14 protein-coding genes and 2 pseudogenes are annotated in these 15630 nt (G+C 49.5%); 13 read left to right on the forward strand and 3 right to left on the reverse strand.

What is annotated here, in order from left to right; translation table 11 throughout:
• Positions 1–221: 221 nt before the first annotated feature.
• The 9 genes and pseudogenes from VF724_RS20150 (at position 222) to VF724_RS20190 (ending at position 10426) form a co-directional block, all read left to right on the forward strand.
• Positions 222–1051: pseudogene (locus VF724_RS20150) on the forward strand (sugar phosphate isomerase/epimerase family protein).
• A 164-nt stretch (positions 1052–1215) separates the two neighbouring features.
• Positions 1216–3081 (forward strand): 3D-(3,5/4)-trihydroxycyclohexane-1,2-dione acylhydrolase (decyclizing), encoded by a 1866-nt coding sequence (gene iolD / locus VF724_RS20155; RefSeq protein WP_371756028.1) that lies wholly within the window; start codon positions 1216–1218, stop codon positions 3079–3081.
• Between the two features lie 22 nt (positions 3082–3103).
• Entirely contained in the window at positions 3104–4012 is a 909-nt protein-coding gene (iolE, locus tag VF724_RS20160; RefSeq protein WP_371756029.1) for a myo-inosose-2 dehydratase, read from the forward strand.
• A gap of 6 nt (positions 4013–4018) precedes the next feature.
• Positions 4019–5026, forward strand: coding sequence for a 5-dehydro-2-deoxygluconokinase (gene iolC, locus VF724_RS20165; RefSeq protein WP_371756030.1), 1008 nt, complete (start codon positions 4019–4021; stop codon positions 5024–5026).
• Between the two features lie 33 nt (positions 5027–5059).
• Positions 5060–6505, forward strand: coding sequence for a CoA-acylating methylmalonate-semialdehyde dehydrogenase (locus tag VF724_RS20170; protein ID WP_371756031.1), 1446 nt, complete (start codon positions 5060–5062; stop codon positions 6503–6505).
• Between the two features lie 35 nt (positions 6506–6540).
• Positions 6541–7437 (forward strand): class II fructose-1,6-bisphosphate aldolase, encoded by an 897-nt coding sequence (gene fba, locus VF724_RS20175; RefSeq protein WP_371756032.1) that lies wholly within the window; start codon positions 6541–6543, stop codon positions 7435–7437.
• 12 nt (positions 7438–7449) lie between these two features.
• Entirely contained in the window at positions 7450–8475 is a 1026-nt protein-coding gene (gene iolG, locus VF724_RS20180; RefSeq protein WP_371756033.1) for an inositol 2-dehydrogenase, read from the forward strand.
• Positions 8476–8506: 31 nt separating this feature from the next.
• Positions 8507–9325 (forward strand): 5-deoxy-glucuronate isomerase, encoded by an 819-nt coding sequence (gene iolB, locus VF724_RS20185; protein WP_371756034.1) that lies wholly within the window; start codon positions 8507–8509, stop codon positions 9323–9325.
• 93 nt (positions 9326–9418) lie between these two features.
• Positions 9419–10426 carry a LacI family DNA-binding transcriptional regulator gene (locus tag VF724_RS20190; RefSeq protein ID WP_371756035.1) on the forward strand — a complete coding sequence of 336 codons (1008 nt, stop codon included), beginning with the start codon at positions 9419–9421 and terminating at the stop codon, positions 10424–10426.
• A gap of 26 nt (positions 10427–10452) precedes the next feature.
• Here the strand turns inward: VF724_RS20190 and VF724_RS20195 are convergent.
• Positions 10453–10703: pseudogene (locus tag VF724_RS20195) on the reverse strand (IS4 family transposase); the annotation flags it as partial.
• 170 nt (positions 10704–10873) lie between these two features.
• On the opposite strand from VF724_RS20195, the gene VF724_RS20200 reads away from it, so the two are divergent.
• From VF724_RS20200 to VF724_RS20215, 4 genes are all read left to right on the forward strand, one after another.
• On the forward strand, positions 10874–11239 hold the full coding sequence (locus VF724_RS20200; protein ID WP_371756036.1) for a sigma 54-interacting transcriptional regulator: 366 nt from the start codon (positions 10874–10876) through the stop codon (positions 11237–11239).
• Between the two features lie 54 nt (positions 11240–11293).
• Entirely contained in the window at positions 11294–11572 is a 279-nt protein-coding gene (locus tag VF724_RS20205) for an AAA-type ATPase lid domain-containing protein (protein WP_371756037.1), read from the forward strand.
• Positions 11573–11795: 223 nt separating this feature from the next.
• Complete coding sequence (locus tag VF724_RS20210; protein ID WP_371756038.1) at positions 11796–13871, forward strand: carbon starvation CstA family protein; 2076 nt, start codon at positions 11796–11798, stop codon at positions 13869–13871.
• A complete protein-coding gene (locus tag VF724_RS20215; protein WP_371756039.1) occupies positions 13861–14064 on the forward strand; it encodes a YbdD/YjiX family protein in 204 nt (67 codons plus the stop codon). Before VF724_RS20210 ends, VF724_RS20215 begins: the two co-directional genes overlap by 11 nt.
• Positions 14065–14431: 367 nt before the next feature.
• On the opposite strand, the gene VF724_RS20220 is transcribed toward VF724_RS20215, so the two are convergent.
• Entirely contained in the window at positions 14432–14755 is a 324-nt protein-coding gene (locus VF724_RS20220) for a GNAT family N-acetyltransferase (protein ID WP_371756040.1), read from the reverse strand.
• A 101-nt stretch (positions 14756–14856) separates the two neighbouring features.
• Complete coding sequence (locus tag VF724_RS20225) at positions 14857–15375, reverse strand: MarR family winged helix-turn-helix transcriptional regulator (protein WP_371756041.1); 519 nt, start codon at positions 15373–15375, stop codon at positions 14857–14859.
• Positions 15376–15630 lie beyond the last annotated feature (255 nt).

Raw genomic sequence — 15630 nt, forward strand, 5'->3', positions numbered from 1 at the left:
TTGACTCCGCCGAAGTTGGTCGCATTGTGTAATGAAAATTCAGTCTTGATTTTGTGAATGGATGTGTTAGACTTCACCTAAAGGGTGCTCCTCTCTTTGTGGATGTTGTTCTCGTCAAACACCATTCTATCAAAGATTTGGAGCATTTTTTATATTTTCAAAGAACATTACTTTCGAAATTCAGGTTTATAGTTTTGATTTATATGGGAGGATATCGGTTTATGAAATTTGCATTTAATCAAGCTACGACTATGAAGAATTCGACGCTTCAAATCGACTTGGAGTACTGCGAGAAGCATGAATACGATCTCATAGAGATTCGTCTGGACAAGCTGAAAGACTATTTAAAGGATCATACGGTAAAAGATCTGAAAGCGTTTTTTGACCGCAGCAGAATCAAGCCGTTTGCGTTCAACGCGCTCGAGTTTATCAGTTTTAGGGATGAAGAGGGTTACCGTCAAATCGTCGATGATCTGAAATTCTTGTGTGAAGTTGGAGAAGTAATTGATTGTAAAAAAATCATCGTTGTACCAAACTTTGATATCGGTAATTATACAAGAAAGCAAATTCAAGCGGAGACGGTCCGAGTGCTCCGCGACTTGTCTGATCGCGCTCAATCTTACGGGGTCAGCCTGGCCTTTGAATTCGTCGGTTATCCGAACTGTTCGGTAAATACATTTGGCCAAGCTTATGAGATTGTGATGGCTGTCAATAGAGATAACGTAGGCGTTGTACTTGATTGCTTTCATTTTCATGCAATGAACTCCAGGCTTGAGGATCTGCGGCAGGCGGATCCGGAAAAGATTTTTGTGTTCCATCTTGACGACTGTGAAGATTTGCCGGCCGGAACCCTGAGGGATCATCATCGTGTGTGGCCGGGTCATGGATGCGTGGAATTGGATGCGATTCTGGGAACACTGAAGCAAATCGGTTACAGCGAAATGGCATCCGTTGAGATATTCAGCCTGAGTACTGGGATTGGAATATAGAGGAAACGATTAAAACCGCTAAGGAAACAATGGAAAAAACCGTTCGCAGATATTTTTTGTAAGAAAAAGAGTATTGTCAACCTCGGGGAAATTTTATATGATACAATAAAAGATAAAGCGCTTAACCATTTGGTATTGTAAAATTTATATCAATTGACTTTAAAACAACTACTATTTTTTTTGATTTTAAAGGATTAAGCGCTTAACTTATATTGAGGAGGGTACTATGGCAACATTCCGTTTAACTATGGCACAGGCGCTGATTCGCTTTCTCGATGCCCAGTACATTTCGATAAATGGCGAGGAGACCAAATTCTTTCGCGGCGTTATGGGAATTTTCGGACACGGCAATGTGACTGGTATTGGCGAAGCGCTTGAGCGAAGCACGGGAGAGCTGATTCTGATTCAAGGCAAGAATGAGCAGGGCATGGTTCATGCTGCTGTCGCTTATGCGAAACAGAAAAATCGCAAGCAAATTTTTGCCTGCACTTCCTCCATCGGTCCGGGAGCGCTCAACATGGTGACGGCCGCCGCGACAGCTACGGTAAACCGTATTCCTGTCCTGCTGCTGCCCGGCGACAATTTCGCTTCGCGTCAACCTGATCCCGTTCTTCAACAACTTGAGACAGCGAACGATTATACAATTTCGGCGAATGATCCTTTCAAGGCCGTGAGCAAATATTGGGATCGCATCACTCGGCCCGAGCAACTTATGTCGGCTGCCCTGCAAGCGATGCGGGTACTAACCGATCCGGCGGAAACGGGGGCTGTCACTCTGGCGATGCCTCAGGATGTGCAGGCGGAGGCTTATGATTATCCGGATGATTTTTTCGTGAAACGAGTCCATTATGTGGACCGCAGGCCTCCGGCTGCTGAAGCGGTGGAACGGGCAGCGAAGCTGATCATGGACAAGAAGAGACCTCTGTTGATTGCCGGAGGCGGTGTTCACTATGCTTCGGCGGTGCACGAAGTCCGGGAATTCGCCGAAGCGTTTGGTATCCCTGTTGCCGAAACGCAAGCGGGCAAGAGCGCGCTGCCGTGGGACCATCCGCTGAACGTCGGAGCGATCGGGGTAACCGGTACATTGGCAGCCAATCTGCTTGCCAAAGAAGCGGATGTTGTGATTGGCGTGGGTACGAGGTTTTCTGACTTCACAACGGCGTCCAAATCGGCTTTCACAAACGCGAAGATCCAATTTGTGAACATCAACGTCAACACTCTGGATACGATCAAATTGGGCGGAACCGCGTTGACTTGTGATGCGAAGCTCGGTTTGAAAGCGCTATGTGATGCTTTGACCAAGCAAGGTTACCGCAGTTCTTACGAAAAAAACGAGATCATGGATTTGAAGAGCATGTGGAATGCGGAAGTCGACTCACTTTATTCACTTGACCATCGTGAAGGGCTCGCCCAGACAAGGGCGCTCGGCGTCATTCAGGAAACGATCGATGACAACGCCGTCATTGTATGCGCGGCGGGCAGCCTGCCGGGGGACCTGCACCGGTTGTGGAGATCCTCTGAGCCAAAGACGTACCATATGGAATATGGTTTTTCTTGCATGGGCTATGAAGTGAGCGGAGCGTTTGGTGTGGCTTTGGCTGAGCCGGAGCGTGAGGTCTACGCCATAGTGGGGGACGGAAGTTATCTGATGCTGCATTCCGAGTTGATCACCAGCTTGCAGGAAGGCAGGAAGATTACGATCCTACTGTTCAACAATCATGGTTACCAATGTATTCATAATCTTCAACGGGATCACGGCAGCGATGGTTTCGGTAACGAGTTTCGCTATCGGGACCGCATGTCCGGACGGCTAACCGGCAGTTACATGCCGATCGATTTCGCGGCTCACGCCCGCAGTCTCGGCGCCAAAGCTTACAAAGTCTTTACGGCCGAAGAACTAAATGTCGCGTTGAACAAGGCCAAACAAGAGCAGGTTACGACTTTGATCGAAATTCCCGTCGTTCCCGGAACGAACACTAACAATTATGAGTCTTGGTGGAGTGTCGGCGTGCCGGAGGTTTCCGTCAGCGAGAAGGTTGTCAAAACATATCAGGAAATGAAGAGGAAAATTCAAGCGGCTAAACTATATTGAGGTCTGAAGGAGAATGGATACGATGCCTAATTTTCCGTTTAAGATAGGTGCTCACCCTATTAATTGGGTCGGCGAAGACGTGAAGGAGCACGGCGCTGACACGACGTTCGAGCAGATTGTTAATGACATGCAGCGGCTTGGGTTGCAGGGAACCGAGATGGGAAGGAAATATCCGGGAGACATTCAAGTGCTCAAGCGTGAACTGTCGGCTAGAAACCTGCAGATTGTCTCTCAGTGGAAGTCGGTGTTGTTCTCGGATCCGGCCTATCGGGAAGAAGAGTTGGAAGCATACCGTGCACACGCCAATTTTCTGAAGGAAATGGGCGCCACTGTTATCAGCACCTGCGAGGTTGGAGGCTCCTTGCATTTCGATCCGCGACGCACTCCTTACGAGAAAGAGGTTCAGCGGCTGGATCAAGCGGGCTGGAAGAGCTTGGCGGAGGGGCTGAATGCTGCCGGCGCAATTGCCCGGAAACACGGCTTGAAGCTAACGTATCATCATCACGGGGGGACGGTCGTGGAGCGGCCGAATGAGATTGATCGGCTGATGGAATTGACCGATCCGGATCTGGTCTATCTTTTGTTTGATACCGGCCATGCCTATTACGGAGGGGCGGAACCGCTGAGCGTATTACGCAAGCATTACGATCGCATCGCCTATGTGCATTTGAAGGACGTTCGCATCGCTATCATGGAACAAGCGAGAGCAGAGAAGGCCGACTTCATCACTTGTATCCGCAAAGGCGTATTCACCTTACCGGGGACGGGTGATCTCGATTTTCAACCAATCATCGAAGAGTTGACGGCTCGAGGCTACAGCGGATGGACGATGCTGGAGGGCGAGCAGGATCCTGCGGTATATCCGGCCTATGAGTTTGCAAGCAAAGCGTTGGCTTATCTTGAGTCTTTAATATCTATGAAAGCGGGGTAACGACGGATGACCTACATCAACTTTCCGCCCGGCAGGAACTTTGATTTCGCGGCAATCGGCAGGCTTTGCATTGATTTGAATGCCAACGAGATCAACCGTCCCATGGAAGAAACCAGAACCTTCACGAAATACGTAGGCGGCTCTCCCGCCAATATTGCAATTGGGATGTCTCGCCTGGGTATGAAGACAACGTTCATCGGCAAGATTGCGAACGATCAGATGGGACGTTTCATTCATCGCTACTTAACAGACAATCGGATCGACACCGGAAATGTGGTTACGGATCGGACTGGTGCCGTCACGGGGCTTGCCTTCACGGAAATCATGAGTCCGGCCGAGTGCAGCATTCTGATGTACCGCGACAATGTCGCCGACTTAAAGCTCTTGCCGAGCGAAATAAACGAGGAACTCATCTCACGGACGAAGATGCTTCTGATCTCCGGAACTGCATTGGCGAAAAGTCCTTCCAGGGAAGCGGTGTTGCAGTCGTTGAATTATGCCAAGAAGCATGGTACCGTCATTGCATTCGATCTCGATTACCGTCCTTATACGTGGACTTCTTCCGAAGAAACCGCCGTTTATTACAATTTGGCCGCTGAAAAATGCGATATAATTCTGGGCACCAGAGAAGAGTTTGATATGATGGAGCGCTTCGAGCATAATCCGGAGCGCAGCGATCAAGTAACCGCCGCCAAGTGGTTCAACCACTGCGCCAAGATTGTCATCATCAAACACGGAAAAGAAGGATCGATTGCTTACACGAAAGACGGAGCCAGCCACCAGGCCAAGTCTTTTCCGGCCAAAGTCGTCAAGACTTTCGGCGCCGGAGATTCATATGCGGCAGGTTTTTTGTACGGTTTGATTCAGGGTTGGACCCTGGAGAAAAGCATGGAATTCGGAAGTGCCGCGGCCAGTATCGTCATTTCCAGCCACAGTTGCTCCGATGCCATGCCGACATCGGATCAAATCAAAGAATATATCGGACGCTGCGAACGCGGCGAAATTGTCGTGTAAACCATTTTTATTCCAAAAAAAGGGGATATCGCAATGAATCAAGTGTTGAAGAACTGGATCGGAGGAAGGTGGGTCGACGCTCGAACGAGCCTGCATGATCCCGTTTACAATCCGGCGACGGAAGAGATTCTCGCTTATCTACCGCTATCCACGAGAGAAGATGTTGAACAAGCGGTTGAAGCTGCAAAGGAAGCATTCAAAACATGGAGCAGCACCCCGGTTCCGCGACGGGCCAGAATCCTGTTCAAATACCAGCAGATGCTCGTGGACAACTGGGAGGAGTTGGCCCGTCTTGTCACTCTAGAGAACGGAAAAAGCTATAATGAAGCCTATGGCGAGGTGCAGCGCGGGATCGAATGCGTAGAGTTTGCCGCCGGAGCCCCGACTCTGATGATGGGCAAGCAGCTTCCCGATATTGCAACGAATCTGGAATCCGGCATGTTTCGGTACCCGGTAGGCGTTGTAGGCGGTATCACCCCGTTTAATTTTCCGATGATGGTGCCTTCCTGGATGTTTCCGCTCGCGATCGCTTGCGGCAATACGTTTGTGCTGAAGCCTTCGGAGAGGGCGCCGAGTCTGGCCAACCGCCTTGCCGAGCTGCTTCATGAGGCAGGCCTTCCTGGAGGGGTATTCAATATTGTTCACGGGGCGCATGATGTCGTCAACGGCATTTTGGAGCATCCGTCCATTTCGGCTGTTTCCTTCGTCGGCTCCCAGCCTGTGGCCGAGTATGTTTATAAGAGGGGTTCCGAGAACGGAAAGCGAGTGCAGGCGCTCGCCGGCGCCAAGAACCACTCGATTGTCATGCCGGACGCTGACCTGAATCTTGCCGTAAAAGAAATCATCAACGCCGCTTTCGGTTCGGCCGGCGAACGCTGCATGGCCTGCTCCGTAGTCGTGGCGGTCGGTGAAATCGGTGATACACTCGTCAGGAGGCTGGTGGAAGCAGCAGATAACTTGACGATCGGCAACGGGTTGGAAGAAGGAGTGTTTCTGGGGCCGGTCATCCGTAAACCTCACCAAGAAAAGACATTTAAGTATATCGAAATTGGGGAGAAAGAAGGTGCTCTGCTCTTACGCGATGGTCGGAAAGACGCTGCATCCTGCGGCAAAGGTTATTTTGTCGGTCCAACACTGTTCGATCAAGTTCAAGCCGGGATGAAGATTTGGAACGACGAAATTTTCGCACCGGTGCTGTCCATCGTTCGTGTCGGAACGTTGGAGGAGGCTATCGAAGTTGCCAACCGCTCAGATTTCGCCAACGGGGCTTGTATCTTTACGAAAAGTGGAGCTGCCATGCGGCAATTTCGCGAAACGATAGACGCGGGTATGTTGGGTGTGAACTTGGGCGTTCCTGCGCCAATGGCGTTCTTCCCGTTCTCCGGCTGGAAGAAGTCGTTCTACGGCGATTTGCACGTGAACGGAACGGACGGTGTGGAGTTTTACACTCGCAAAAAGATGATAACGACCCGCTGGTAATGGCGGGATATCTGATAATTGGAGGTGGACTATCCATGACACTCGTTTCTATGTCGACCATGCTGAAGAAGGCACTGGAAGGAGGATATGCAGTCGGCCAGTTTAACTTGAATAACCTGGAATTCACGCAGGCAATTCTGTTGGCGGCTGAAGCAGAGCAATCTCCTGTGATTCTTGGGGTCAGCGAGACATACATCCCTTATATGGGAGGTCTGAAGACGATTGCGGGGATGGTGAAGTCGTTGATCGAACATTACCGGATTTCTGTTCCGGTCGCTCTTCATCTCGACCACGGATCCTCCTATGAGGTATGTATTCGCGCAATTCACGCAGGTTTTACCTCAGTTATGATCGACGCTTCGCATCACGACTTGGAACACAATATAGATGTATCGTTACGTGTTACGGAGGCTGCCCATGCTATCGGAGCATCCGTCGAAGCGGAGCTCGGCCGAATTACCGGCAGAGAGGACGATCTCGTCGTTAATGCTGAGGAAGGCATATATGCGGACCCAGAGGATTGCGTAAGGCTGGTGCGCGAGACGGGGATCGACTGCTTGGCTCCCGCTCTTGGCTCCGTTCATGGCCCTTATCGCGGTCAGCCGAAGCTAGGATTCGAACGGATGGTCGTGATTCAGCGGCTTACCGGCCTTCCGCTTGTTCTGCATGGTGGCAGCGGCCTGCCGAAAGAGGAGATTCTGCAGGCGATTTCCTGCGGCACCGCCAAAATCAATGTCAATACCGACAATCAAATGGCTTGTACGGCAACGATTCGAGCTTACTTGCAAAAAAACACCGATGCGTACGACCCAAGGAACTATTTGATTCCGGCGCGGGAAGCGGTTCAAGCGTCGGTTCAAGACAAGATGCGGCTGTTCGGCAGCGCGGGGAAATTCGGGGAGAGTTTACTTCCGCAAACTCACTATATGTAGGAGGAAGTATTGATGACAAAGATAAAAATCGGCATTATCGGGGCCGGACGAATCGGAAAAATTCATGCGGATAATCTGCTGCTGCATCCGAGTGTGGAAATCGTCGCGATCAGCGATCTGTTCGCCGGACCGGAACTTGAGGCTTGGGCGTCTGCCCGGGGAATCGATACTTTGACCAAGGACAGCTCCGAAATTATTCAACATCCGAATATTGACGCCGTGTTTATATGCTCCTCCACAGACACGCATGTCCCGCTCATCAAGCAGGCTGCTAAAGCGGGCAAGCATATTTTCTGCGAGAAGCCGATCAGCATGGAGATAGGACAGACGGAAGAAGCGCTTGAGGCGGTTCAGCAATCCGGCATCAAGTTCCAGATCGGCTTTAATCGCCGCTTTGACCATAATTTTAAGCGGGTGAAGGAGCATGTGGCAGGCGGCACGATCGGCGAGCCCCAAATTGTGAAAATTACGTCCCGGGATCCAAGCCCTCCATCAAGGGATTATATTAAAGCATCTGGCGGTCTGTTTATGGATATGGCGATCCACGACTTTGACATGGCACGATTCTTGTCCGGCAGTGAGGTCGTTGAAGTGTACACGCATGGGGGCGTTCTCATCGATTCGGTGTTTGCCGAATTCGACGATGTCGATACTGCGATCATTACCCTGAAGTTCGCCAGCGGTGCTCTCGGCGTCATTGACAACAGCCGCAAAGCGGTATACGGGTACGATCAGCGCGTGGAAGTGTTCGGTTCAAAGGGCAGCGTTTCGATTGCGAATGATCACCCTAACACGGCGGTAGTAAGTACGGAAAAAGGCATCTCTTCAGATAAACCTTTGCACTTCTTCCTTGAGCGTTATACAAAGGCATATGTGGAAGAAACCCAGAAATTTATCGACAGCTTGGTTACCGGTACGCCTGTTCCGGTTGATGGCCATGACGGACTGCAAGCGGAGCGAATTGCGCTTGCCGCGAAGCTGTCCTATCGCTTGAACCGCGCCGTCAAACTCAGCGAGCTTGAAGAGTTGCGCCGCTAAACGGCAATCCAATTATAGAGAGGTGCTTAATTTGTCTAAATTGATCATTACTCCTGATTCCTCTGCGTCTGCGGACGGCAAGCTGATCTCCATCACGCCGGAGTCCGCAGGTTGGACATACGTTGGATATGATATGATCAAACTGCATGAAGGGCAGTCTTTTCGAAGTGAAACGGGGGACCGGGAAGTATGTCTCGTTCTGCTCAGCGGGGTGGCGGATGTCTCTACCGCGAGTGAGCAATGGAATGCAATCGGTCGAAGAATGAACGTATTCGAGCAAACGCCGCCGTACTCCGTGTATGTGCCGAATGGGGATTTTTATAAGGTTGTAGCGCGGACTTCGTTGGAACTTGCGGTTTGCTCCGCTCCGGGTCGAGGGGGCCATACGGCTCGCCTCATTGCGCCGGAGCAGGTTGGAGTGGAGATGCGTGGCTACGGCAATATCGAACGCCGTATTCACAACATCTTACCGGAGCAAGAGCCGGCCGACAGTCTGCTTGTGGTAGAAGTATACACGCCGAACGGGCATTGGTCGAGCTATCCTCCGCACAAGCATGACAGGGACGCCTTGCCGGAAGAATCGTTTCTGGAAGAGACATATTACTTTCGGGTGAAACCTAGGCAGGGCTTTGCGATCCAGCGGGTCTATACAGCCGATCGCTCGCTCGACGAGACACTCGTCGTGGGAGATGGGGAGGCGGTGCTGGTACCGCGGGGTTATCATCCTGTGTCCGCACCTCCAGGATACGACGTGTATTATTTAAACGTGATGGCCGGTCCTCACCGCACTTGGAAATTCTGCAACGATCCGGATCATCATTGGATCATGACGGAAAATTCGAAGGAATAAACTCAGGATCTTGAAAGAATTGTTGAGATTGCTCATAATAAATGTGAAGGAGGATGATGCCATTTCATCCCCCAATCTGTCAGAGGAGCCAGTATGAAAACTACTATTTATGACGTGGCCAAACAAGCCGGGGTGTCAATCGCAACTGTTTCCAAAGTTATTAGCGGAAAGGGTAAGATCAGCAAAAAGCGGCGCGAGCAAATTCTAAAAATCATGGAAGAGCTCAATTACCAGCCGAGTATGATCGCTTCCGCGCTTGTGGGGAAGAAGACCTATACCATAGGGCTATTAATACCCGATATTTCCAATCCCTTCTTCGCGGAGATTGCGCGCGCGATAGAAGATCAAGCCCATCAATCTGGTTATAGCATTATCATCTGCAGCACGGATAACAAAGACGAACGCGTTGAGCGATATATCTCTTTGCTAGAGCAGAAAAGCGTCGACGGTATCATCATCGGAACCGGTGTCGAAAATATTGAAATATTGAGGCGGCTTGAAACGAGGTCTATTCCCTTCGTGATGATTTCACGGGAATCGACAGCACTGGCAGTGGATACCGTTGTTTCCGATGATTATATCGGGGGCATTCTGGCGGCGCAACATCTTGCCGAGCTCGGACATCGCCGGTTTGCCATACTTTCCGAGAATTTGAAGGTAAGCAGCAGCCGCGAACGAATCCGGGGCTTCAAGCAGGGATTATCGGACATGAATATTCCGTTTGACGACAAAAATATTGTCATCTGCGATTACCGGGTGGAGGAAGGAAGGCGGTGCGCTTATGAATTGCTGCAATATACGGAAAAACCAACGGCTATATTCTGCTGCAACGATTTGCTCGCGATCGGCGCCATACAGGCGGCCAAGCAATTAGGGATCAAGGTGCCCGATGCTCTTTCGATTGTCGGCTTTGACGACACCATTCTGGCTAGCGTAACGGATCCGCCGCTTACGACGATCGCTCAGCCGATTGACCGGATGGGTAAACAGGCTTTCAACCTTTTAATCGATAATTTGATGAATAGCGAATCCGTCAAGCAACGGATCGTTCTCCGGCCTGAACTTATTATTCGTCAGTCTACGCAGCATGCGAAACGTTGATTGATTTAAGCAAATTTGTTAAATACTCAACTTTCGCAGTATGAAATTGGCAGATAAGCCTTGATGTAGTTGGGTAAAGCAGCAACCCACTGTTGGAGTTGACGCTGGATCAAAGAATTGATCCTCTTTCCGACTTTTGTGGCGATTTCGTTGATCAAATCAACCAATTGTGCAAAGCAACGGCCCAGTCAAGCGTGCCGACTTCATCGCAAAGCAAATAAAACAGTCCGCCAAAAGACCGCTGATCCGTACTCTGCCGATGCTGCCAAGCGAACAGACTGAAAAAATTAAACAACATATGAAAAATTTGAAAAGACTATTGAAATAATAGTCATTAAAACCTATAAAGAAGACAAAAATAATTATCACTTGTATACCTTCAATGCTATTGTCGGCTTCTCCCCCAATTTGCTGCATGTAAAGAAATTGGCACAGAAAGTTTCCCAAATGGAGATGCCCATTCTGCTGCTCGGGGAAAGCGGGACCGGAATGGAGCTTTTCGCCCAGTCGATCCACTCGTCCAGTTCAAGATCGCGGCATCCCTTCATTGCCGTCAATTGCAGCGCCATTCCGGAAAGTCTTGTGGAAAGCGAATTGTTCGGATACGAGAAAGGCTCTTTTACCGGCGCCAATCGGGATGGGGGAAAGGGGAAGTTTGAAGCGGCCAATTTGGGGACAATTTTTCTGGATGAGATCGGCGATATGTCGCTTCACGTACAAGCCGTATTTATTACCGGTTACAAGGGATTCAAATGCAGCTTCCTTCCCTTCGCGAACGTAACGATATTATTGAAATCGCCCAGCATCTGCTGAAAAACATGAATGTTTCCTCCAAAAACCTTTCGAATGAAGCGAAGAAAAAAACTGATGGCATATCATTGGCCCGGAAATGTACGCGAGCTTCATAGTGTACTGAACGATGCGATTTTTCTTGCTGAGGGGGATCAAATTAAAACCGAACATTTCAAGTTTGACAGCGTTTCCGTTGATCGTCAGGATGGGGATAGCGAATCGACTCCATCGTTAATAGAGGCAGAGATGATGGCCATAAAGAAATCACTTGAGCTGACGTCCCGAAACCATCAGCAAGGCGGCGAAGCTGCTTCAAATTGGTCGCAACACCTAAAAATTTTAGATTGTGGATGACGAACGGTCCGTAAGGGAAGAATTAGCATATATGCTTGCTCTTGAAGCCGTAAAAAGCAATGTCGTCTAACCGGATTTGCGTTTGAACCTTGAAATTTAGCATGTTGGATCGAAGTTCCCGCATGATGGTTTTGAAGCGTTTTCAAATTTCGGCTTGTCCCGTATAATGGAGCCAGCATTGAATGGATATTTCAAATCATACTTCAACTTGGGAGGCCTTTACATGAAACATCTCAAATCCATCTTGCTGTGGGGACTCATCTCGCTTATCGGCGCCGCGGGATTTGCCGTGCTTGCGTTGAATCGCGGGGAGTCCATCAATGCCATCTGGCTGATTGTCACCGCAGTTTCCGTTTATTTTGTCGCTTATCGTTTCTATAGCCGATTTCTTGCCCGCAAGGTGTTGGCGCTGGATGATAACCGCAAAACTCCCGCAGAACTGAATAATGACGGCAAAGATTTTGTTCCGACGAATAAATGGGTGCTGTTCGGACACCATTTTGCCGCGATCGCGGGAGCGGGCCCGCTGGTCGGTCCGATTCTGGCCGCGCAAATGGGTTATCTTCCAAGCACCCTCTGGATCATCGTCGGGGTTGTTTTGGCCGGCGCCGTCCAGGATATGATCATCCTGTTCGCTTCCACCCGGCGCAACGGGAAATCGCTCGGAGAAATGATCAAGGAAGAGATCGGTCCGGTCACCGGCTTTGTCGCCATGATCGGGATTCTGGGCATCATGGTTATTCTGTTGGCCGTGCTTGCATTGGTCGTTGTAAAGGCGCTCGTCGGCAGCCCGTGGGGGATGTTCACCATCGCTGCAACGATTCCGATTGCCATCTTCATGGGAATTTACATGCGGTATATCCGCCCGGGGCAAATCGTTGAAGGCTCGGTGATCGGTTTCGTGCTGCTGCTGTTGTCGCTCTTCGGAGGACAGTATGTTGCGCAGAATCCGGCTCTTGCGCAGATGTTCACCTTCAAAGGCGAGACGATTGCGCTGATGATGATCGCTTACGGTTTCATCGCTTCCGTCCTGCCGGTATGGTTCCTGCTCGCGCCGCGGGATTACTTGAGCACCTTCTTGAAAATCGGCACCATCGTCGGTCTGGCCTTCGGCATCCTGATCGTCGCGCCGAATCTGGAAATGCCTGCCGTTACCAAGTTTGTTGACGGTACAGGACCCGTATTCGCAGGCAACCTGTTCCCGTTCCTGTTCATCACGATCGCTTGCGGCGCGGTATCGGGATTTCACGCGTTGGTTTCGTCGGGAACCACACCCAAAATGCTTGAGCGTGAATCTCACATCCGTCCGATCGGTTACGGCGCCATGCTGATGGAGTCATTCGTTGCGGTTATGGCTCTGGTTGCCGCCAGCGTGCTTACCCCGGGCGCATACTTCGCCATCAACAGTCCGGCAGCGGTAATTGGCACAGATGTAATGCATGCGGCTCAGACTGTGTCTTCTTGGGGCTTTACAATTACTCCGGATCAACTGGATGCTTTGGCCAAGGACGTTGGGGAAACCAGCATCCTGTCCCGTACGGGCGGAGCGCCGACGCTTGCGATCGGTATGGCGCACATTTTGTCCAATGTCGTTGGAGGCAAAATGATGATGGCGTTCTGGTACCATTTTGCCATCTTGTTTGAAGCGCTGTTTATTCTAACCACCATCGACGCGGGAACGAGGGTCGCGCGCTTCATGATCCAGGATATTCTCGGCCATATCTATAAACCGTTAGGCAAGACGGAATCCATTCCTGCGAACATTTTCGCTACTGCATTAGGTGTTGCAGGTTGGGGATACTTCCTGTATCAAGGCGTAATCGATCCGCTCGGTGGCATCAACACCTTATGGCCGTTGTTCGGTATCGCGAATCAAATGCTGGCCGGCATTGCCCTGCTGTTGGGAACCACGATTCTTTTCAAAATGGGCAAAAAAGCCTATGCATGGGTCACACTGGTGCCGACCACCTGGCTTTTGGTGGTGACCATGACTGCGGGCTATCAGAAGCTGTTCCATGAAAATATCAAGATCGGATTCCTCTCGCACGCTCAAAAAGTTCAGGAAGCCATGGCGGCCGGAAAGCTTCTTGCGCCCGCGAAATCGATGGATCAAATGAGGCAGATTATCACGAATGATTATGTCGATGCCGCGTTGACCGCCGTGTTCATGACAGTTGTTCTGTTCGTGTTGGTTTCCTCAATAAGGATTTGGCTGAAAATCTTGAACAACCAAAAGCTCGAGCTGCGCGAATCGCCTTACGTCGCGAGAGAAAAAGGGGCTGGTCCGAGTGCTGCGTAAATTGACAAACCTGCTGCGCTACCGCAAGCAGTTTCTGGATCTGTTGGTCGGCGTGCCGAATTATGAACGGTATGTGGAGCACATGGAAAAGCATCATCCGGGAGAGACGGTCAAGTCCAGAAAACAATTTTTCTGCGAAGCGCAGGAAGCCCGGTACGACGGCAAGGGCGGCAAGGTATCCCGCTGCTGCTGACGGGAAATAAACGGAATCTAAAGAAGAAGAGCGGGAGAGAGCCTGCTCTTCTTCTTTTGGCTTGAATCTGTCGGAGCAGTGTTTGCCCTATCAAACGCTTTCATATTTAAAATTGTACTTTAATATTCCGATACTCAAGTTCGCTCCTGTGAAGCTGAATAATATCATCAGGCGTAATGCATCACGATGTTCGTGCCTAACTCGAGGGGAAGGAGCATATTTTATGGTATTTTAACAAATCACTTAGAATCGAGCAGCGTTATTTTGTTCCTCCCGGTTACGTTTCTGAAGACTCTCTCCGGAAACAATTGAGTGCAATGGGCGGCCCCACCAACTTGTCATTGATGGAGGATTTTCTGTTCAGTAATCATCGTTCTCGCCCTTGTAAGTTCAATTCATAGGTTTGTTCAATTAGCTTCTTGCCCCATGTGTTGCTTCCATGCTCAGCAATTTTCCTAAATCCCGCTTTCATGTACATTTTGATCGCCGTTTTCTGATCTTCCGTAGTCTCCAGGAATACATGTCGATATCCTTTCTCCTTGCAATACTGCATCGCTTCGTTCAGCAGTGTTCTTCCAAGACCAATCCCTCTGAATTCAGGATGATGAACCATCTTAATTGGGCCTTTTGTGCCGAATGTCCAACGATTGCGATAGCGCCAATCATTTTGCCATTCACTTCCGCAAACCAAAATCTGTCCTTTTCAGAGATGTAGCGTTCAAAAAAGTCATGAAAAGTTTTGCAGACATAGCCTTCAAACACATGGTTATATCCGAATTCTTTCGCATAAATCTACCCATACAGGTGAATTAAATAATCCACATCTCCCGGTTTCAGTTCGCAACGAATGTTAACCCTTGTTTCTATAAGCCTTGATTTCCGCGATAAAGTTTTTGCAATTATTCCCATACTCTCTACGACATTTGTTTGATCTTGCTCCGACAAGCCGCCGATGATTTGACGGATTTGACTGTCAGACAGCTCATTGAGTTTTGAAAGCGTATCTTTCCCTCGATCTGTCAGGTAAAGATAATACACCCGACCATCTTCACCGGACTGTTCCCTGTATATGAGGCTGTGCCTCTCAAAGCGTTTAATAATCCTGCTGAGATAGCCGGGGTCAATTTTTAGTTCTTCAATGAGCTTTTTGGCGGTAGAATTCTCTGTATGTCCGATTTCGTAAAGAACAAGGGCTTCCGATAGCGAAAATTCGCTATCCGGCAAATGCTGATCCAGCAGCCCAAGAATATTGGTATAGAACCGGTTGAATCTACGAATAACATGTATCAAAGGCGTATACGCGGAATTCATATGGATGCCCCCACAATTGCGATTTTGCATTATTTTGGCAATTTTATTTGACTGAGTCAACTATTTTCTTAATTGACTGATGCCCCTGTATTGCGTCAACGACATCGAGTATTAACCCTGAATTTCGAAAGTAATGTTCTTTGAAAATATAAAAAATGCTCCGAATCTTTGGTAGAATGGTGTTTGTCAGAACATCAATACCCAAAGAGAGGAGCACCCTTTAGGTGAAGTCTAACACATCCATTCACAAAATCA

Origin of the sequence: Ferviditalea candida, assembly GCF_035282765.1 — a bacterium.
In the GTDB taxonomy this organism is placed as follows: domain Bacteria; phylum Bacillota; class Bacilli; order Paenibacillales; family KCTC-25726; genus Ferviditalea; species Ferviditalea candida.